At 65.0% G+C, this 20,045-nt stretch carries 15 protein-coding genes and 1 pseudogene; 9 read left to right on the plus strand and 7 right to left on the minus strand.

Going from position 1 to position 20,045, the window contains the following annotated elements; translation table 11 throughout:
* Positions 1–76 precede the first annotated feature (76 nt).
* A complete protein-coding gene (locus tag SAB01S_RS09630) occupies positions 77–961 on the minus strand; it encodes a LysR family transcriptional regulator (protein WP_062732812.1) in 885 nt (294 codons plus the stop codon).
* Between the two features lie 165 nt (positions 962–1,126).
* On the opposite strand from SAB01S_RS09630, the gene SAB01S_RS09635 reads away from it, so the two are divergent.
* A complete protein-coding gene (locus SAB01S_RS09635; RefSeq protein WP_245646439.1) occupies positions 1,127–2,776 on the plus strand; it encodes an N-acyl-D-amino-acid deacylase family protein in 1,650 nt (549 codons plus the stop codon).
* Positions 2,777–2,919: 143 nt separating this feature from the next.
* Here the strand turns inward: SAB01S_RS09635 and SAB01S_RS09640 are convergent, their stop codons facing one another.
* Entirely contained in the window at positions 2,920–5,766 is a 2,847-nt protein-coding gene (locus SAB01S_RS09640) for a TonB-dependent receptor plug domain-containing protein (protein WP_062732813.1), read from the minus strand.
* A 405-nt stretch (positions 5,767–6,171) separates the two neighbouring features.
* Here SAB01S_RS09640 and SAB01S_RS09645 point away from each other — a divergent pair, with 405 nt between their 5' ends.
* Positions 6,172–8,556 carry a penicillin acylase family protein gene (locus tag SAB01S_RS09645; RefSeq protein ID WP_062732814.1) on the plus strand — a complete coding sequence of 795 codons (2,385 nt, stop codon included), beginning with the start codon at positions 6,172–6,174 and terminating at the stop codon, positions 8,554–8,556.
* A 3-nt stretch (positions 8,557–8,559) separates the two neighbouring features.
* On the opposite strand, the gene dacB is transcribed toward SAB01S_RS09645, so the two are convergent.
* Positions 8,560–10,002: a D-alanyl-D-alanine carboxypeptidase/D-alanyl-D-alanine endopeptidase gene (gene dacB / locus SAB01S_RS09650; protein WP_062732815.1), complete on the minus strand. Its 1,443-nt coding sequence runs from the start codon at positions 10,000–10,002 to the stop codon at positions 8,560–8,562.
* A 432-nt stretch (positions 10,003–10,434) separates the two neighbouring features.
* Between dacB and SAB01S_RS18825 the strand changes: the two are divergent.
* From SAB01S_RS18825 to SAB01S_RS09660, 3 genes and pseudogenes are all read left to right on the plus strand, one after another.
* Positions 10,435–10,506 (plus strand): annotated as a pseudogene (locus SAB01S_RS18825) (hypothetical protein); the annotation flags it as partial.
* A 21-nt stretch (positions 10,507–10,527) separates the two neighbouring features.
* Complete coding sequence (locus SAB01S_RS09655) at positions 10,528–10,713, plus strand: CopG family ribbon-helix-helix protein (RefSeq protein ID WP_236616892.1); 186 nt, start codon at positions 10,528–10,530, stop codon at positions 10,711–10,713.
* The gene (locus SAB01S_RS09660) at positions 10,701–10,994 is read left to right on the plus strand and encodes a type II toxin-antitoxin system RelE/ParE family toxin (protein ID WP_062732816.1); all 294 of its coding nucleotides are present in this window, start codon (positions 10,701–10,703) and stop codon (positions 10,992–10,994) included. Before SAB01S_RS09655 ends, SAB01S_RS09660 begins: the two co-directional genes overlap by 13 nt.
* Here SAB01S_RS09660 and SAB01S_RS09665 read toward each other — a convergent pair.
* Genes SAB01S_RS09665 through SAB01S_RS09680 form a run of 4 tightly spaced genes read right to left on the minus strand, consistent with a single transcriptional unit; the run spans position 10,985 to position 15,158 of the window.
* Entirely contained in the window at positions 10,985–12,010 is a 1,026-nt protein-coding gene (locus SAB01S_RS09665) for a serine hydrolase domain-containing protein (protein ID WP_439646666.1), read from the minus strand. The genes SAB01S_RS09660 and SAB01S_RS09665 overlap by 10 nt on opposite strands.
* 5 nt (positions 12,011–12,015) lie before the next feature.
* Positions 12,016–13,521 carry an MFS transporter gene (locus SAB01S_RS09670; RefSeq protein WP_245646440.1) on the minus strand — a complete coding sequence of 502 codons (1,506 nt, stop codon included), beginning with the start codon at positions 13,519–13,521 and terminating at the stop codon, positions 12,016–12,018.
* Positions 13,518–14,252: a GntR family transcriptional regulator gene (locus SAB01S_RS09675; protein ID WP_009823566.1), complete on the minus strand. Its 735-nt coding sequence runs from the start codon at positions 14,250–14,252 to the stop codon at positions 13,518–13,520. The genes SAB01S_RS09670 and SAB01S_RS09675 overlap by 4 nt, the downstream gene beginning before the upstream one ends.
* Before the next feature lie 3 nt (positions 14,253–14,255).
* On the minus strand, positions 14,256–15,158 hold the full coding sequence (locus SAB01S_RS09680; protein ID WP_062732818.1) for an N-acetylmuramic acid 6-phosphate etherase: 903 nt from the start codon (positions 15,156–15,158) through the stop codon (positions 14,256–14,258).
* A 114-nt stretch (positions 15,159–15,272) separates the two neighbouring features.
* On the opposite strand from SAB01S_RS09680, the gene SAB01S_RS09685 reads away from it, so the two are divergent.
* From SAB01S_RS09685 to SAB01S_RS09700, 4 genes are read left to right on the plus strand one after another with little or no spacing between them, the layout of a single operon-like run.
* On the plus strand, positions 15,273–16,328 hold the full coding sequence (locus SAB01S_RS09685) for an SIS domain-containing protein (RefSeq protein ID WP_062732819.1): 1,056 nt from the start codon (positions 15,273–15,275) through the stop codon (positions 16,326–16,328).
* Positions 16,325–17,476 (plus strand): N-acetylglucosamine-6-phosphate deacetylase, encoded by a 1,152-nt coding sequence (gene nagA, locus SAB01S_RS09690; protein WP_062732820.1) that lies wholly within the window; start codon positions 16,325–16,327, stop codon positions 17,474–17,476. The genes SAB01S_RS09685 and nagA overlap by 4 nt, the downstream gene beginning before the upstream one ends.
* Complete coding sequence (dld, locus tag SAB01S_RS09695; protein WP_062732821.1) at positions 17,473–19,173, plus strand: D-lactate dehydrogenase; 1,701 nt, start codon at positions 17,473–17,475, stop codon at positions 19,171–19,173. Before nagA ends, dld begins: the two co-directional genes overlap by 4 nt.
* Positions 19,170–20,039: a glucosamine kinase nucleotide-binding domain-containing protein gene (locus SAB01S_RS09700; RefSeq protein WP_062732822.1), complete on the plus strand. Its 870-nt coding sequence runs from the start codon at positions 19,170–19,172 to the stop codon at positions 20,037–20,039. Before dld ends, SAB01S_RS09700 begins: the two co-directional genes overlap by 4 nt.
* The last annotated feature ends 6 nt before the right edge of the window (positions 20,040–20,045 follow it).

Here is a 20,045-nt window from a genome sequence, read left to right on the forward strand (position 1 = left end):
GGATATGGGACCGCGACCTTATCGCCCGCCCGAGCCGTTCCCCAATATCCATGGCCGCATAGGCTATAGCCTTTTGCTATAGGCTCTCGATAACCTCCGACAACAGCGTCAGGAATTCCGACGCCGTCTTGGATGGCGGCCGGTTCTGCAAATAGACCGCGTTGATGTCGAATGTGATCGCCGGTTGCAGCGGCCGATTGGACAGGCCCGGCGAAACGCTGGCATGGGCGGTGAAATTATCGACTATGGCCATGCCGACGCCCGCGCGCACCAGCGCGGCGGCGATATAATAGGTGCGCGCCGACACCACCTCGTTCAATTCGACATCCTGCCGCTTCAATTCGCTCGACAGCATCCGGCCAATGGGACCGCCCTGCACCGGGCTGATGAATTTATGCTCGCGCAATTCCTCCAGATGCAGCCGGCTCGGCGCATCGGGCATGTCCTCCTCACGATAAAGCACGACCAATTCGCCTTCACCGACCACCTGATGCGCCACCGGCGCCGACAGCGGCACTTCGAAACTGACCGCGATGTCGGTTTCGCGCTCATATAATTTGCGTACCATTTCATCATGATGCAGCGTCTGCAGGTCGAACATGATATCCTCATGCCCGCGCAGGAACCGCGCGACCGCGTCGGGAATCGCGCCCAGGCCCAGCGATGGCAGGGCGGATATGCGCAGCAACCCGCCCCGGCCATGCCGCATATTCTGCGTCGCCTGCCGCAGCGATCGCACGCGCTCCTGAATGTCGGCCACTTCGTCGAACAGCGTGCGTGCATCCTGCGTCGGGATCAGCCGCCCCTTGGCCCGCTCGAACAACGGCAGGCCGATGGAGCGTTCGGCGTGGCGCAGCACCTTGGTCACAGCGGGCTGCGACACGTTAAGCGCGCGCGCCGCGGCGCTGACCGTGCCGTGCAGATAGACGGCGTGAAAAATCTCGATCTGGCGCAGGTTCATCGGTTCACTTTCTTCGGCTGTCGCTTGCCGTCCGGCGCGACGATCCGGCTTGTCATGGCCGCTATGCCATTTGGTTATGGCATGTGCAACAGACCCGCTCTGGACGCAGGGGATAAAGACGGCCCATGGTGCCGATTTGCGCCTTCAAGCCAAGGACCCTTGCCCATGCCGTTTCTTCCCGTCCGCCGCCGCGCCCGCCAGGCGGCCCGCACCTTGCTGCTGTCGGGCAGCATCATGCTGCTGCCCGCCGCCACCGGCGCCGCGCCTGCCGGCACGTCGGGTGCGGACAGGGCGGACATACTCATTACCGGCGGGACCATCTATGACGGCGGGACGGGCAAGCCCTATGTCGGCGACGTGGCGCTGAAAGGGGACAGGATCGTCTATGTCGGCCGCGCGGCGCCGATGCAGGCGGCGCAGCGTATCGACGCCAAGGGGATGATCGTCGCGCCTGGCTTCATCGACGCCCACACCCATGCCGATGGTTTTCTACGCTCGTCCGATGCGGCGGAGCGGGTCAATCCCGCTTGGCTGGACCAGGGCGTCAGCACCGTGGTCATCGGCGTCGATGGCTATGGCACGCCCGACGTCGGCGCTGATGCGGCGAAGATCGAAGCGTCGGGCGTCGGCACCAATTTCATTCCCTTCGTCGGCTTCGGCGCGGTGCGCCAGCGCGTGCTGGGCCAGGACGCCCGCGCGCCCAACGCGCAGGAACTCAGCGCGATGAAGGCGTTGGTGGCCAAGGGCATGTGCGAAGGCGCGACGGGCTTTTCCGCTGGCCTCTTCTATGCGCCGCAAAGCTTCGCCAAGACGGACGAGGTGATCGCCGTCGCTCGCGAAGCCGCGGTTCGGGGCGGCCTCTACGACACGCATCAGCGCGACGAATCGAGCTATTCCATCGGCTTGCTCGGCTCCGTCCGCGAAGCGATCGAGATCGGCAAAAAGGCAGGGATGCCGGTTCACTTCGCGCATTTGAAGGCGCTGGGCGTGGACGTACAGGGGCAGGCCCCGGCCGTGATCGCGGAAATCGACGCCGCGCGGAAGGCTGGGCATGACGTCACCGCCGATCAATATCCCTGGCTCGCCTCCGGCTCCAGCCTCGATGCGTCGCTGCTGCCGCGCTGGGCCGTAGATGGCGGCGGGGACGCGCTGTTGAAGCGGCTCGATGATGCGACGACGCTGGCGCGCATCCGGCGGGAAATGGCCGAAAATATGCGTCGGCGCGGGGGCGCCAAATCCCTGCTGCTGATCGCGCAGGGCTTTCCCTGGACCGGCAAGACGCTGGAGGAGGTCGCGACGCAGTGGCAGCTCGACCCGCGCGATGCCGCGCTGCGCATCATCCGGCAAAGCGTTGAAAAGGATGCGGGCCGGGGCACCGCCGTCGCCTCCTTCAACATGGCGCAGGCCGACGTCGATCTGCTGATGCGCCAGCCATGGATGGTGACGTCGTCGGATGGATCGAACGGCCATCCGCGCATGTTCGCCACCTTCCCGGAAAAATATGTCCGTTACGTCCGCGACCGCAAGGTGATCGACCTTGGCACGTTCGTACGGCAATCGACGGGGCGCACCGCCGACATTTATCGCATCGACCATCGTGGCTATCTGCGTCCGGGCTATTATGCCGATGTGGTGGTGATCGACCCCGCGCGTTATGCGCCGCGCGCCGATTATATGCACCCGCGCGAACTCAGCGTTGGCGTCGCTAAATTGTTCGTGAACGGCGCGCTTGCCGTCAGCGACAGCCAGGCCACGGGCACGACCGCCGGGCGCGCTCTTCTCCGTCCCACGCCGGCCCATTGCCCGCCGGAATGACCATCTCCTATATATAGTTAGCTAACTAATCATTCCGGCATAAATTTTCACTTGTCGCTATCATTGTCGCGGTGAACTGCACCAGACATGAAAAAGGGCGAGGAACCTGTGGTTCCCCGCCCTTTCGTCTATGCTGTTTTTTCTCAGTTGGTCTTGAACCGCACCCCGACGCGGAAGGCCCGGCCCAGCAAGTCGCTATAGGTCGAATTGGCCGACAGGCCGGTTTCCGGCAGCAGGATCGGATCGGTGTCGAACAGGTTGGTGACGTTCAGGAAGAACTGCCCGTCCGCCCCGCCGACATTGATTTTCGCGGTGAAATTGAGGTCAGTGTAGAATGTCCCGTCGATATGATTGCTGTTGATCGTCGGGTTGGCCGCCGTGCTGGTCGGGCAATCGGTGGTGCACACGATATAGGTATTGTTGTAGGTGCCCGAACTCACCCCGCGCCCGACTGCCGTGATCGAATAGGTCGGCGTGTCGAACGTCGCCGACATGCGGAAGATCCAGTCCGGCGTGCTCGACTGGCCGCTATTCTGGCCAACGGTGTCGACCGGCACGGAAATGCCGTTGTCGACGGTATTCTCCAGATAGTTGGTCGCCGTCCCGCGCAGCGTCAGGTTGCTCGAACTGCCGTTGAATATCTTGTCGAGCGGCACGCGATAGCTGGCTTCATAGTCGATCCCGCGCACCTTGACCTTCGCGAAGTTGAAGGGGCTGGCTGACACGAAATAATCGCGCACCCCTTCGGGGTCCGGCACGATCGCCGCGCAGAAGCTCTGGAACCCTTCGGTGCAGCGCTGGGCGATATCGTCGGCATAGAATTGGCTGATCGCGTCAGATACCTTGGTGCGGAACCAGTCGACCGAGAAGGAAAAGCCGGGCAGGAAGCGCGGCTGGAGCACCGCGCCCAATGTCAGCGTATCTGCCTTTTCCGGGTCGAGGTTTAGATTGCCCGTGGTCAGCTCGCGGAAGGTCGCGCCGGCATATTGCCCCACCGCCGTATTGGTGGCGAAGGTGTTGGTGCGCGACGTGCCCGACTGGAACAGTTCGTTGAGGTTGGGCGCGCGAATGTCCCGCGACCTCGTCCCGCGCAGGCGGATGTCCTCGATCGGCTGCCAGGTCAGGCCTGCCTTCCATGTCGTCACATATCCCGACGTCGAATAGTCGGTGGCGCGCACCGCACCGTTAAATTCCGCGCCGAAGCCCAGTGGGATCAGCGTTTCCAGATAGGCTTCCTTGACATTGTAGCTGCCAAAGGTTGGACGGAAATTGCCGACCGACCAGCCGGACTGGAACTCGGGCGGAACATAGCCGGACACTTCTTCCTTGCGATATTCGCCGCCCACCGCGACGCTCACGTCCCCTGCCCAAGTGGCGAACGGCGTGACGGACAGGTTGGCGCCTGCGACCGTCTGCTTGAACCGCTGGTTGCGATAGGGATCGCCCATGATCCAGTCGACCGCTGCGGCATTGGCGACGCCGATGCCCAGGCGATTGAGCGGAATGCAGCCATTGCCCGGATCGGTCAATGTCGAGCGGCAGACGATCGACCCGTCGGGCGCGAAGACGGCATCGGTCGCCAAGCCCAGGCGCGACGTGTTCATGATGTCGCGCAGCTGTTCATGCGTATCGGTCTGCCCATATTGGGCATAGACGTCCCACACCGCCTTGTTGCCGAACGCGGCGAATTCGCCGCCCGCGCCCAGCGCATAACGCTGCACTTCGCGGCTGCTGTTATTCTTGCGATAGGGGAGGTCCGCCGCCGACGTGCCGAGTGAAACCGACGTCACCCCGGCCAGGGCCGCTGGTCCCAGCGCCTGGATCAGATAGGCATTGTCCGATTGCAGGGTGAAGGTCGCAGCCTGCGGCCCCGCATTGAACAGCGTCTTGTTCCAGTTGTAGGATGCTTCGGCAAATAGCTCTACCCAGTCGGCCAGCTCATAGCTCAGCCGGCCATAGACGCCGCGCCGGTCGTCGGTCGCGTCCAGCCCGATGCGGCGCGACGTGTCGTTGATCTGCCAGTCGCCCCCGACCGTCTGGCTGCTGTCGGTGATGCTGCCGAACTGATATTGCTGGGCGACGCCGCCTTGTCCGAAATAGGTGCCGCGCAAGGCGGTGGTCCCGCCCACTTGCGAGCGGATGATGCTGCCGGGGGTCGAATTCCAGGTGCCCGCGCCGCGCACGACGATATTCGCGGGCTGCCCATTGTCGGCGGTATAATCGGGGTTGGACAAGGTCCTGTACCCGATCTGGTTCCAGCCGCGATCCACCTCGAATATGCCATCCTTGTGCGCATATTCGCCCGCGACCAATATGTGCCCGCGTCCATCGGCGAAATCCATGCCCGCCGCGCCGGAGAAGCTATAGTTGAACCCGTCGCCCCGGTCGGTGATGCCGACATCGGCATTGACCTTGAACCCGGTATATTTCTTGTCGAGCACATAGTTGACCACGCCCGCGACCGCGTCCGACCCATAAGCCGCCGATGCGCCGCCGGTCACGATCTCGACATTCTTCACCAGCGCCTGCGGGAAGGTGTTGATGTCGACGAGGCCAGTGATGGTCGAGCCTACGGAACGGCGGCCATCGAGCAGCACCAGCGTGCGGACCTCGCCCAGGTTGCGCAGGTTCATCGTGTTGATGCCCGCCAGGCCCGAACTGATCGCCAAGCGCGAGTTGGCGGGGCGGGTGCTGCCGGCAAGCGCCGGAATCTGGTTGATGAAGTCGGCCAGATTGTTGGTCGGCGACTGGTTCAGTATTTCCTGCTGCGTGACGACCGTCAGCGGGGTAGGCGACTGAAACCCGTCCCGCGCAATGCGGGTGCCCGTGACAATGATCTGGTCGGCCGTGGCGGCTTCTGCACTTTCCTGCGGCGCAATGGCATCCTGCGCGATCGATGGCGCTGCGTGGACAAGGGCGATGGCGGTCATCGCCAGTCCCAGGCTATGCCGGTGGCCGATCGGCCGGCGAGTTTTTCCGAAATCACCCATATAAACCCCCTCTGCCAGGGAGGAGCTGCACGCGGTTGCAGCGTGCGCAGCGTCAGAGCGCCGTCTTGCCCGACCCATTCTAGCGATGACGACGGCGTAGCGAGGCGCTGTCCGCCAGCTGCCGCCGAGGCGCCGCGCCCTGCCGCCGACTGGCGGTCATGACCGGTTCCATGACATGAAGGTTACAGGCCGGTCGCGGCTGGTCAATAGTTTTGGTATTACTTTGATCGCATAAAGGTATAGCCCTGCGGAATGGAGGGTCATGGCTCCATCGATGCTACAGGCAGGATAGCTCAGGGTTATGCCTCGCAGGTGGGTTGCTATAGCTCTGGCCGGCGAACCTGCGATAGGTTTCATGGGCTTCGCACTGGGAATTTCATACGGATAAGAAAAAGGGAGGCTGTATTGCTTCAGCGTCGTGCATTTCTGTTGGCTACCGCAGCCGCTCTCACCGTGCCGGCTGTGTCCGCGTGGGGCAGGCCGCTGGTAAAGGGCCGGTCTACCCGCGCGCGACTGACCGGAGCGCGTGCGCCACTCGACATAGTCGAGGACGAACTGGGTGTGCCCCATGTGCGCGCCAATTCGCTGCATGATGCGTATTTCGGCCAGGGCTATCTGGTCGCGCGTGATCGGCTGTTCCAGATCGATATCGACCATCGCCGCGACATGGGGCGCATGGCCGAAGCCTTTGGCGAAGCCTTCGTCGCGGCGGACAAGGCGGCGCGCCTGTTCCACTATCGCGGCGATATCGACACCGAACTTGCCGACTTGCCGCCGGGCGTGCTGGAATGTGCCGAAGGCTATGTCGCTGGCGTCAACGCGCGCATCGCGGAGCTGGAGGCCGATCCGGCGCAGATGCCGCTGGAATATGGCATATTGGGCATCAGCCCGATGCGGTGGGACGTGCGCGACCTTGTCCGGGCTCGCGGCATCGGCATGGGCGACGCTGATGACGAGGTGCGCCGCGCGCAGATGCAGGCGCAAGGACTGCTGGAAGCGGATCAGTTGATGGCGCCGCTGCGGCCCGCCTGGTCCTATACGGTGCCCGAGGGGCTGGATTGTGCTGCCGTGAGCGAGGCGGACCTTGGCATATTGCTGCCATCGGCGCGGCCGGTGCCGTTCGACGCCATTCAGGAAGCCGCCCTCGATCCGGCCGAACGCCGGACCGATCGCTTCGCCCAAGGCAGCAATGCCTGGACCATCGCGCCGTCGCGCAGTACCACCGGACGGCCGATCCTGGCCAATGATCCGCATCTGGGCATTGGCGGGTTCAGCCCGCGCCATATGGTGCATCTGACCGCGCCGGGCCTCGATGTTATCGGCGCGGGCGCGCCGGGCCTTCCTGGCATCATGCAGGGGCATACCGACCGATTCGCCTTTGGCCGCACCAATTTCCATATCGACCAGACCGACCTGTTCATCCTGCGGACCGCGAAGGAAGACCCCGAGCTGTACTGGCACAAGGGGCAATGGAAGCGGTTCGAAACCTTCGAGGATGAGATCAAGGTCAAGGATGCGCCACCGCAGCGGGTGGTGCAGCGTTACGCCCAAGGCCGGCCGATCGTGGCGCAGGATCCCGAGCGTCAGCGCGCCAGCGCCTTCGCCACCGTATCGATGCTGCCCGGCGGCAATATGCGCTTTGCCATCATCGCCATCAATCTGGCGAAGGACTGGACCAGCCTGCGCCGGGCCTTCCGCATCCATACTTCGCCGACCAATTTCCATTATGCCGATATTGACGGGAATACCGGATGGCAGACCATCGGCTATACGCCGATCCGACCCAAGCATGATGGCCTCTTCCCCGCGCCGGGCGACGGCGAATATGACTGGGCGGGCATCTTGCCGGTCGAGGAAATGCCCCATGTCCATAATCCGAAGGAAGGGTGGTTCGCCTCGGCCAACCAGATGAATATTCCTGCCGATTATCCCTACGACAAGAGGATCATCAGCTTCAACTGGAGCGATCCGTTTCGATATGATCGCATTTCCGAAGTGCTGAACGCGCAGCCCCGGCACAGTATCGCGGACAGCATCGCGTTGCAGCATGATGTTCAGTCGCTGCCGGCCCGATCGCTGATCGCGCTGATTCCGGCCAAGCTGTCGCCCGATGCCGCCAAGGCCGCCGGGCTGCTGCGGCGATGGGATTGCGGGATCGAGGCGGATAGCGCGGCGGCGCTGCTGTATGAAATGGTGATGCCGCAATTGCTGAGCGATTTTCGCGACGCGGTGGTGCCGGAGGCGGCAAAGGCTTTCATCCCCTCGGTCAATCTCTACGAAATGCTGAGCATATTGGCCAAGCCTGACAAACGGTTGGGCGCCGACCCCGTTGCGGCGCGGGATGCGCTTATCGACGGCGCGCTGGCTGAAGGGTGGAAAAAGGCGCAGGCGCAGGCGGGCGGCGACCCGGCGGCATGGCGTTGGGGCGACCTGCACCGGGTCAGGATCACCCATCCGCTCGCGTCGTCGGTGCCGGCGATCGCGGCCGCATTTCCGCCGATCGAAGGTGGGCGTTCGGGAGGTGACAGCTACACGCCCATGGCGCGCGGGTTCAATGCCAAGCGTGGCTATCAGGTGTCGCACGGCGCCAGCTATCTGCTCGTCGCGGACGTGGGGGCGTGGGACAATAGCCGCTTCCTCCTTCTCCCCGGCCAGTCGGCCGATCCCCGCTCGCCACGTTACCGCGATTTTTATCCGCGCTGGCTGGCAGGAGAGATGCAACCGCTCTGGTTCAGCCGGGAGGCGGTGGAGCGCCATGCCGTGGCGCGCACGCTGGTGACGCCCGGCTGATCGCTACATCGCTTCGGCAAGAGCGACGAGCGCCCGGTCGACCGTGGCGCTCGCCTGCGCGTCGGTGCCATCGGGCATGTCGTTGGCGAGGGCGGAAAAGACGAGGGTACGACCGCTTTTCGTGATGAAATAGCCCGACAGCGCGCGCGAGGCGTTGAGCGATCCGGTCTTGGCGAACAATTTCCCCTCCAGCACGGTGCCCTTGAAACGATTTCGCAGGGTGCCGTCCTGTCCGGCGATCGGCAGCGTGTCCCGCCATGCCCCGCCCCAGGGCTGCCGTGCAATCCAGCTAAGCAACGTGACGGCTGCGCGGGGCGTAATGCGGTTATAGGATGACATGCCCGACCCGTCGGCGAAGCTGTAGCTTGCCTTGTCGACGCCTGCCTGGACCATCAGCCGGTCGAGCGCGGCCTGGCCGTCGGCGATGGAGCCGCTGCCCTTCGCCCGAGACACGCGTCGCAGCATCAGGTCGGCATGGAGATTCTGGCTCTGCTTGTTGATGATGCGCATGTCATCGGCCAGCGGCAGGGCGGGCAATTGCGCGAGCAGCGGCGCTGCGGGCGGACGCGAGGCCGGTGCGGCGCGCCGGGTGGCGGGATCATCGCCCGGACTGAGCGGGCGATGGCGCGTGCGGATGGTGCCGGTGACGGTGACGCCCCGCGCAACCAGCAAGTCGCGCAGCCGCCAGGCGGCATAATGCGCCGGATCATCGACGCTGAAATAGAGCGTGTCGGGTGCGGCGTCCTGGCCGATGGTTCCCGTCAGCCGGACCAGCCGGCCATTGGGTGCGCGGTCCGCAACGATCGCCTGTTCCTTGCCCGGAACGGTGATGATGCGATTATCGATGGCATAGTAGCCCGTTGCCTGCACCGCCGGCGGCGCGCCGATCGCGCCGGCGGTGATGGTGGCGGCCAGCTGATTATCGTCCAGCGTCAGCGCCGAAGTGCCGGTCCCATAGCGGGACTGGATATTGTTCCAGCTCATGCCCGGACCCCAGCGTTCATCTGGATACCAGCTGTCGTCGCCCACCACATCGCGCACGCGCCGGGTGCGGGCGGCAATGGCGTCGGCCAGCGTCGCGAGGCAATCGACGGTGCAATCCGGCGCGCTGGAGAGGCGGGCGTCGCCACGTCCTTCCAATATGGCGTCGCCCTGATCGAGCCGCACGCCCGTGCCCTGCGCCGCCCGATCCAGCGCGGGCAGATCGGCATAGGCGGTGGCAGTCGTGAACATCTTGGTATTGGAGGCAGGGATGAAGCGTTCGTCTGGCGCGATGGCAAGAATTGGCGCGCCATCCAGCGTGGCGACCAACAGGCCGTATCGGGTGCCTTTTGGCCCCTGCTCCAATTGCTGTTCGATGCTGGCCAACAGCGGCGGCGGCGCATTTTGGGCGGCAGCGCCAGCGAATGGCAGGGCGAGAGCGGCGAGGGAAAGGAGGAGGCGCATGAGGCCGATCCTAGACCGCAAGCAGACCGGTTGAACAGATGCGCGCACGGCGCAAGCCATAACCTGTGGCAATGCCCCTGCCAGGGCAGATCCGGCCCGATGCGAGTCATGAGGGGTAGCGTCGAAGTTCACAGTGTCATGGGCCTTTTTTCAGGCGCGAAGCGACCATCACGCGACCACGAGGCGACAGGAACGCGACCGCGAAGCGACACCGGAAAGATGAGGGCCGTCGCGGGAACGTTCCGGTGGATGCGCAGAAATCAGGAGGGGCACTCATTTCGAATTGTAGATCAGACAAAATCCTATTTTGGAAGAGAAATGAGGGATCGGCGCTTCGGGATCGGCTGCGGCTGTCACTTTGCCGAAATATGGACAGCGCCGCACCGGTAGGATAATCTAGCGCAAGCCAATTCTTTGAGTGACAGCTATGCCATGGCAGCGGTGACATCCATCAAACTCGATGATGCCCTGGAAGGGCGTCTCCGGCAATTGGCGGAAGTCCGTCGACGCAGTTCGGAGTCGATCATGCGCGAAGCCATCGCGCAATATGTCGAGCGGGAGGAAAAGCGAGAGACTTTCCGACAGGATGCCATCCGCGCCTGGGAAGAGTATCGCCGGACCGGCTTGCATCTGTCTCATGAGGAAGCCGATGCTTGGTTGGGCAAGCTCGAAGCAGGAGAGGATGTCGAGCCGCCAACGTGCCACGGCTGATCTGGACAGCTGCTGCGCTGGAGGATGTTCAGCGCCTCTATCACTGGCTGTTGCCCAAGGATGCAGAAGCCGCGTCGCGCGCAGTTGCGACAATCCGGGCGGAAATAGGCATATTGGCGACATCGCCGCATATAGGTCGCCCGGTAGAGAATATGGACCTCGAATATCGGGAGAGGCTGATCAAGTTCGGCGATAGTGGCTATGTCGCCCTGTATCGCGTTGATGACAGGATAGTCGCCATATTGGCGATCCGCCATCAGAGGGAAGCCGGCTACAGCTGAGTGTCCCACGTCCTAACCAGCGCATCGCCCACGGCGGGCCGCAGGGTGAAGATGCCGCTGTCGGCGTGGCGCGTCGGGTGGACGCGGTTGGTGAGAAGGGTCCAGGCCAGGCCGCGGTCGAAATCGATCCACAGGCCCGTGCCGGTAAAGCCGGTATGGCCGATGGTTTCCGCCGAGCAGGCGTCGCCGCCCGACCATCCGGGAAAGGCGAGTTCCCAGCCGCAGGTGCGGTGCCCTTCCTGTGCGGTGCGAACCTGCGCCATCATCGCAGGAGACAGGATCGACCCGTCGAGCATGGCGCGCGCGAAGGCCAGCACGCCATCGACCGTGCCGAACAGCCCGGCATGACCGGGCGCGCCGCCCAGTGCGTGAGCGTTTTCGTCATGGACTTCGCCCTTCAGCACCCGGCCGCGCCAGCTGCACGCTTCGGTGGCAACGGCGGGGCCGGGCGGCGGTCCGAAGGAGAGGCCTTCGCCAAGCGGCCAGTTCGACAGCGGCGCGCTGGTGATGCGTTCGATCGCGATGCCGAGCAGGATGAAGTTGATGTCGGAATAGACGGCCGGCCCCTGCCGCCATTCGCGCTGGAGAACGAAAGCGCGCAGGCGGGCGGGATCGTCGCCATAGGTGTAGATCGATTCGACCGCAGGCAGGAAGGTGCGGTGGGCGAGGCAATCGCGGAAGGTGAGGCGACGCTCCGCCGCATGAGCGACATCATATTGGCGCAGGTCGGGAATGGCGTCAGTCAGCGGTCGGTCGAGGTCGAGCCGGCCCTGCTCCGCCAATGTGAGGATCATCGTCGTGGTCGCGATCACTTTCGACACCGATGCGAGGTCGAACCAATGGTCGCGGGTCAGGGCTTCGCGATCCGGCACGATCGCGGCCGACCCGGCAAAGCGAACTGCGCTGCGCCCGTCGGCGGTGACGATCCCGAGGGTTGCGCCGGGGATGCGGCCATCCGCCACGGCCCGGGCGGCGGGCGCGAAGGCGGCTTCGCAATATTGCTCGATCATGGTCATGGACCTCAAGCCGTGCGTGCGCGAACGCGCATCACGAAGGGCAGGAAGAAGATGGCGGCAAAGCTCAAAGCGCCAGACAGGATGAAGAAGCCGTCATAGCCGATCTGTTTCTGAATCGCGCCCGCCGCGCCACCGATCAGGCGGGGGAGAAGGAAGGCAAAGCCCGACAGAAACGCATATTGCGTACCGGGATAGCGCGGGCTGACCAGCATGGAGAGGTAGACGACGAACACCGCCCCCTCCAGCCCATGGCCGAACTGATCGACGCCGGCGGCGACATAGAGGACGAAGGCGGAGGGTTCGGCATACCAGAGCCAGACGAACACCCAATTGCCGATCGCCGAGGCGCAGGCCCCGATGATGAGCGCGGCCGTCATCGGCAGGCGCGCGGCGCATAGCCCGCCAAGCGCCACGCCCGCCATCGAGCAGGTCAAGGCGACCACGCCGTCGGCCATGCTGATCTGTTCCAGGCTGTAGCCCGCTGCATTCCAGAGCGGATGCGACAAAGTGAGGGTGAGCACGTCGCCCATTCGGTAGAAGGAGACGAAGGCCAGCACCGGCAGCACGGCATAGCCATAGCGCCAGAAAATCTCGACATAGGGCGCGATGAAGGTTGGCATTTTCGCCGGCGCGTCGGCGGGCAGGCGGCGGATGCGCGGCAAAGCGATGGCGAGCGCGACGAAAGGCAGCAGGGCGACAGCGAGCACAATGGGCGTGACATTGGTTTCGGCCGAAAAGCCAGCGCCCTGGACAGCGGACAATATGCCCCAACCCAGGATTGCGGTGGCCACGCCGGTGCCGGTCAGGATCAGAAAAGCGAAGAGGGTGCCGCCCAGCAATGCGCCGGCGCGGCCGCGCGCGCCATCCTGTTCCGGGCGCATCGCGGCGAGGATGGGGAAGGGGAGAAAGGCGGCGGCGGCGATCACCAGATAGGCCCAGGCCCAGTCCGCCCAAGCGGCGACCAGCACCGCGCCGCTGCCCGCCGCGACCATGGCGCTGCGATAGCCCCACAGATTAGCCGCGACGATTGGCCCCTGCTGCGCCTGCGTCGGCGCGAGTTCGATGCGCCAGCCATCGGCGGCAACTTCCAGCGTGGTGGTCCAGAAGGCGAGCAATATGGCGAAGAGGGCGGTGAGGGGCAGGCTCTGGTCGCTGGAGGTGAAGGCCATGGCGACCATCGAGAGGAAAATGCCAAGCTGCGACAGCATGATCCAGCCGCGCCGCCTGCCCCAGAAGCGGGAAAAGCCGGGCACGCTGTAGCGGTCAAGCAGCGGCGCCCAAAGGAATTTGAAGGTCGGCAGCAGCGCGATCCATGCGAAAAAGCCGATGATGACGATGTCGATGCCATGGCGGGCGAGCCGCAGCGTCAGCACCGCGTTGAACATGTAGAAGGGCAGGCCGGCGGAAAAGCCGAGCAGCAGATAGAGGCCAAGCGTGCGCATCGGCGGGCGGGGGACATCCGCCACAGGTGACGAGGCAGGCGCGGATATGGCCGGAGCGGGGGCGCTCATCCGTCGATCTCCTTGAGTTCGGTCACGAAGTCGTAGCGGTCGCCGCGATAGACCGAGCGGGTGAATTCCACCACGCGGCCGCCGGGAATGCGGGTGAGGCGTTCGATGCGCAGCACTTCGCTATTCTGTCGGACGCTGAGCAATCCCGCTTCGGTCGGGGTGGCGAGCGAAGCGCGCACGCGCTGTGTGCCCGATGTCGGGCGAAAGCCGCTGCGGCCCATGGCTTCGTAGAGAGAGTCGCCGATGGTCGACAGGTCAGGCAGACAATCGGCGGGCACGACGGCATGTTCGATCGCGAGCGGTTCGCCGCCAGACAGGCGCACGCGGCCCAGGCGGGCGACGCGGGCCGACAGGGAGAGGGCGAGCGCAGCGGCTTCCTCCTCGGTCGGCTGGGCGTAATTTTTCATCATCCATATGACGCCGGGATCTTCGCCGCGCGATCGGGCATCATGGGTGAAGCTGGAAAGGACGGAGGCGGGCGCCTCGATCCGGCGGGCGACGAAGGTGCCTGAACCCTGTTTGCGGAATAGCACGCCTTCCTCGATCAGCTGCTCGATCGCCTTGCGCACGGTGACGCGCGAGATGCCGGCCATTTCGCTGAGGTCGCGTTCGGAGGGCAGGGCGTTGCCGGGGCTGATGCCGCCGCTGTCGATATGGTCGCGCAAATTGCGCGCCAATTGCAGGTAGAGCGGCGTCCCGTCGTCGCTGCGCGCCACCAACTTGTCTCGCATCGCTTATGCCCCCCCTTGCATTGCTCCGATTGCGTCGGCCAGATTGTCGCCATGCGCCGCCAGCAGGCCTTCGGCGGCGTGGCGATCAAGCCCGCTAGCGATCAGCACGGCCAGCTTGATATCCTGTCCGGCCAAGTCGAGCGCCTGCGCCGCGGCGGCCTGATCGACCTGAGCGAGGTCGCATATCATCGCTTCGCCCCGTTTGCGCAGCTTGGCATTGGAGATGCGCATGTTGACCATACGGCCGCGATAGATGAGGCCCAGCCGCAACATGATCGCGGTCGAGAGGATGTTGAGCACCGCCTTTTGCGCCGTGCCCGCCTTCATCCGCGTCGACCCGGCGATGATCTCGGTGCCGGTGTCCACGACAATGCCATGGTCAGCCGCGTCCGGAAGCGGGGTGGCGGCGTTATTGGCGATGCCGATGGTGAGCGCGCCGGCTTCGCGAGCGGCGGTGATGGCGGCGCAGGTGAAGGGGGTGCGGCCGCTGGCGGCGACACCGATCACGACATCATTGGGGGCAATTTGCGCAGTAGCAACGGCGGCGCGGGCGGCGTTGGCGTCATCCTCCGCGCCTTCGGCCGCCTGCGTCAGCGCGTCGAGGCCGCCCGCCATCAGGAAGAGCAGGCGTTCCTCCGGCCAGTTATAGGTGGGGTAGAGTTCGACGCCGTCCTGCACCGCGACACGGCCGGAGGTTCCTGCGCCGACATAGACCAGCCGGCCCTTGCGGCCCTGATCTTGGCTGAGGCGCGTGGCGGCGGCTTCGGCCGCCTGCGCGATGGCCAGGGTCTGTGATCCTATCGCGGCGATGGCGGCCATCTGCCCTTCCAGCATCGCTTCGACCGCGAGCGTGGTCGGCCATTGGTCGATATCGACATAGCGGGGATCAATGGCTTCGGTACTCATAGAGGCTCCGGGGCGAGGGCATCGGCGTCGTCACATTGGTATTATCAGTTTACGACATGATGCAACCAAATTAAATCCAATTGCCCTGGATCGCCTATTTGGTATGGTGGCCGTATGACCGATCACTCCAACGCAATCGGGACGTTGATGGCGCGTGAAACCGCGCAGGCGCCCGACCGCTGTGCGCAGCAACTGGCGCGCAATGCCGACCTGATGCGGGAGGCGGGCGCAAGATTGCGGAAACTGGCTCCGCCCTTTGCGGCAACGCTGGCGCGCGGCAGTTCGGACCATGCCGCCGCCTTCGCCAAAGTACTGCTGGAAACGCGGGCGGGCATCCCGACCCTGAGCCATGCCCCGTCGATCGGGTCGCTCTATGGCGCGACGTCCGCGCATTTCCGGGACGTGCCGCTGATCGCCATTTCGCAGTCGGGCCGCAGCCCAGACCTGATCGCGGCGGCGCGCGATGCCAAACGCCAGGGCGCGCTGCTGATCGCGATCGTCAACGATGCCGAAGCGCCATTGGCGCAGCTCGCCGATATCTGCATCCCGATCCATGCCGGGCCGGAAACCAGCGTGGCCGCGACCAAGAGCTTCATTGCGACGCTGGTGGCGCTGACGCATCTGGTGACGGAATGGAGCGGCGATAAGGCGCTGCTCGACGCGCTGCCGGCGATCGGCCCGACCTTGCAGGATGCCCTGGCGGCCGACTGGACCGGCGCGGTGCCGTTGTTCAAGGACGCGCGGGCGATGCTGGTGCTGGGACGCGGGCTGACGCTGCCGATCGCGGGAGAGGCGGCGTTGAAACTCAAGGAAACGTCGCGCGTGCATGCGGAAGCCTTCAGCATCGCGGAGGTGGCGCACGGCCCGATGACGCTGATCGGGGAGGGCGATCCGGTGCTGGCGTTCGGGCCAGTGGATGTGGCGCGCGAAGGGCTGCACGACCGATTGGCGGATTTTCGCGCACGCGGGGCGAAGGTCATCGCGGCAGGGCTGGACGAGGATATGGCCGGCGCGACGCTGGCGCTGCCCGGCGTGGCGACGGACCATCCCGTGCTCGCCGCCATCGCGCAGGTGCAGAGCTTCTACGGGCTGGCCAATGCGCTGGCGCTGGCGCGGGGCCTTGATCCCGACCAGCCGCCGCATCTGGCCAAGGTGACGCGGACGCTATGAGCGTTACCGCCCTTGTCGGCGCGGAAATCGTGCAGCCGCATGGCATCGCGCAGGATCATGCGCTGCTGATAGAGGGCGCGCATATCGTCGATGTGGTGCCGAGGAACGCGCTGCCGTCTGGTTGCGGGGAGATCGAGCTGCAGGACGGGTGGTTGCTGCCCGGCTTCATCGATACGCAGGTCAATGGCGGCGGGGACGTGCTGCTCAACGATCGTCCCGATGTCGAGGGCATCCGCGCGATCGCCCAGGCGCATCGGCGCTTTGGCACCACCGGCATGATGCCGACATTGATCAGCGATGATGCGGACGTCGTCGACGCCGCCATGGCCGCTGGCGAGGCGGCGATCGCGCAATCGGTGCCGGGCATATGGGGCGTACATGTCGAGGGGCCGCACCTGAACCCCGGCAAGAAAGGCATTCATGATGCGGCCAAGTTCACGCCGATCGATGCCGTCGTGCTGGAACGATACACGCGACCGACGGGTGGACGGCGCATCGTGACGCTGGCGCCCGAACTTGCGCCACCCGGCGCGATTCGGGCATTGGCGAAAGCTGGGGTGATCGTCGCCGCCGGCCATAGCCTGGCAAATTATGACCAGACGGTTATGGCTTTGGGGGAGGGGCTGGCCGGCTTTACCCATTTGTTCAACGCGATGACGCAGATGGGTAGCCGGGAGCCCGGCATGGTTGCCGCCGCTTTGTTGGATCGGAACAGTTATTTCGGGCTGATCGTCGATGGCCTGCATGTCCATCCGGCCGCCTTGCGCGTGGCGCTGGCGGCGCGGGGGTTGGACGGCGCGATGCTGGTGACGGACGCCATGCCGCCCGTTGGCGGCACGCAAGGGCGCTTTTCTCTGATGGGGCAGGATATTCATGTGGTCGACGGCACCTGCCGAGGCCCGGACGGCACGCTGGCCGGATCGGCGCTTAGCATGGCGCAGGCCCTTCGCAATGCGATGGACATGTTGGGCTGCTCCATGGTGGAGGCGTCCCGCATGGCGAGCGGCAATCCCGCGCGCTTCCTGCGGATCGAGCGGCAGACCGGAGCCATCCTGCCCGGATTGCGCGCCGATCTGGTGCATCTGAACGCGCAGCGGCGGGTGCGCCGGACCTGGATTGCCGGCGCGATCAGCGAGGAAGGCGAGTGAGCGATCTGCTGCCCAGGTTGCGGGCCATTGTCGGGCATCGCCATGTCCTGACCGGCGACCGCCAGACGGCGCGCTATCGGGCGGGATACCGCACCGGATCAGGCGCGGCTTTGGCGGTGGTGCGGCCGGGGAGCCTGGTCGAGCTATGGCGGGTCGCGAAGGCCTGCGTCGCGGCGGATGTGTCGATCATCATGCAGGCGGCCAATACCGGGCTGACCGGCGGATCGACCCCCGATGGCGACGATTATCCCGGTGGCTGCGTCATCATCAGCACGACGCGGATCGCGGCGCTGCACCTGATCGACGGTGGCCGGCAAGCCATCTGCCTTCCCGGCACGACCCTGCATGCGCTGGAACAGGCGCTGGCACCCCTGGGGCGCGAGCCGCATTCGGTGATCGGATCATCCTGTTTCGGTGCGTCGGTAGTGGGAGGCATCTGCAACAATAGCGGCGGATCGCTGGTGCAGCGTGGCCCTGCTTTCACGCAACTGAGCCTCCATGCGGTCGTGCGTGCCGATGGGGCGCTGGACCTCGTCAATCATCTGGGCGTGGCGCTGGGCGATGATCCCGAAACCATTTTGCGACGCCTGGATGCGGGCGATTTCGACGCGTCCGATGTCGAGGATGCGGCGGATCGCTGGGCGCATGACCATGATTATGCCGCCCATGTGCGCGACATCGACAGCGCCAGCCCCGCGCGCTTCAATGCTGACGCCCGGCGGCTGTTCGAGGCGTCGGGCAGCGCGGGCAAGGCGATCGTCTTTGCCGTTCGAGTCGACAGCTTTCCCAAGGAGGAAGACGCGGTCACTTTCTATATCGGCACCAATGATCCGGCGCGGCTGACGCGGCTGCGTCGCACGATATTGCGTGATTTTACGGCCCTCCCCATCGCCGGCGAATATATGCATCGCGATGCGTTCGATATTGCCGACCGCTATGGCAAGGACATGTTCGTCGCGATCGAGCGCTTGGGCACCGCGCGCCTGCCCCGGTTATTCGCCGCCAAGGCGTGGGTAGACGCCTTGCCCTTCGTCAGGCCGGGGGCGAGCGACCGGATGATGCAGCGGGCGGGCCGCCTACTCCCCGATCATTTGCCGCCCCAAATGCGGCGCTTTCGCGATCGTTTCGCCCATCATCTGCTACTGAAAATGCCTGCAAGCGGGGTGAGCGAGGCGCGCGCCTTGCTGAGCGCCGACTGCACAGGGGACGAGGCCGATCATTTTGAATGCACACCGCAGCTGGCGGCCAAGGCCTTTCTGCATCGTTTCGTCGCGGCGGGGGCGGCCGTGCGCTATCGCGCGGTGCATCGGCGAACGGTGGCCGATATCGTGGCGCTGGACATCGCGCTGCCGCGCAACGCTAGCGAATGGCAGGAAATCCTGCCGCCCGACCTGGCAGAGCAATGTGTCCACAGCCTCTATTACGGCCATTTCTTTTGCCACGTCTTTCATCAGGATTATATCGTGCGCGCCGGGGTCGATCCGCTGGCGTTCGAACATCATATCTGGGCGCTGCTGGACGCGCGGGGCGCGGAATATCCGGCGGAACATAATGTCGGGCATCTGTATCGCGCCAAGCCCGCGCTGGAGCATTTCTACCGCCGTATCGATCCGCGTAACCAGTGCAATCCGGGCCTTGGCCAGACCAGCCGAGAGCGATATTGGGGCGAGCAGCAGAAGGAGGCGGCGCGTCCATGACCTATTATCTGGGAATAGACGCTGGCGGCAGCCATTGCCGCGTGCGTTTGGTGCGTAGCGATGGTGTAGTGATCGGCACCGGTCACGGTGGCGCTGCCAATGCGCGGATCGGCCTCGACGCGCTTTACGACAGGTTGCGCGATGTATGCGACCAGGCCGTGGCGCAAGCGGGTCTCGGCACCGATGAGGTCGCGACGATCCGCGCGGGCATGGGGATAGCGGGCATATCGCGGCCCGGCGTGCGCGACGCGTTGGAAGGCTTTGCCTTTCCCTTCGCATCGGTGGCCTATGAAACCGACGCCTTTATCGCCAATCTGGGCGCGCATGGCGGGCGGGATGGAGCCATCCTGATCCTGGGGACGGGCAGCATCGCGCAGGTGCGGGCGAAGGGGCGGGATTTCACCATCGGGGGCTATGGCTTTCCGATTTCGGACGAGGGCAGCGGCGCGGCTTTGGGGCTGAGCGCGATGCGCCACGCGCTGCGCGCGCTCGATGGGCGGACACAGGCGACGCCGCTCAGCCGCGCCGTGACGCAGCGGTTCGACCATGACACCGCGCGCGCCATCGCGTGGATGGATGCGGCCAGCCCCAAGGATTATGGCAGTTTCGCGCCGCTGGTCATGGACCATGCCGAAGCCGATGACGCGATCGCCCGGTCGATCGTCGAGGATGCGGTCCAGCATATCGAGCGGTTCATCGAGACGATCTTCGAACGGGGTGCGGAGCGGTGCGCGTTGCTGGGCGGGCTGGCCCCGCGCATGCAGCCATGGTTGCGGGCGCGGACCGTCGCGAGCCTCAGCCCGGCAGCGGGCGATGCCCTGGACGGCGCGCTGTTCCTTGCGGGTTATCGCGCCAACGGACGCTGAAGGTTC

The sequence above is a fragment of the Sphingobium abikonense NBRC 16140 genome (assembly GCF_001598335.1).
In the GTDB taxonomy this organism is placed as follows: domain Bacteria; phylum Pseudomonadota; class Alphaproteobacteria; order Sphingomonadales; family Sphingomonadaceae; genus Sphingobium; species Sphingobium abikonense.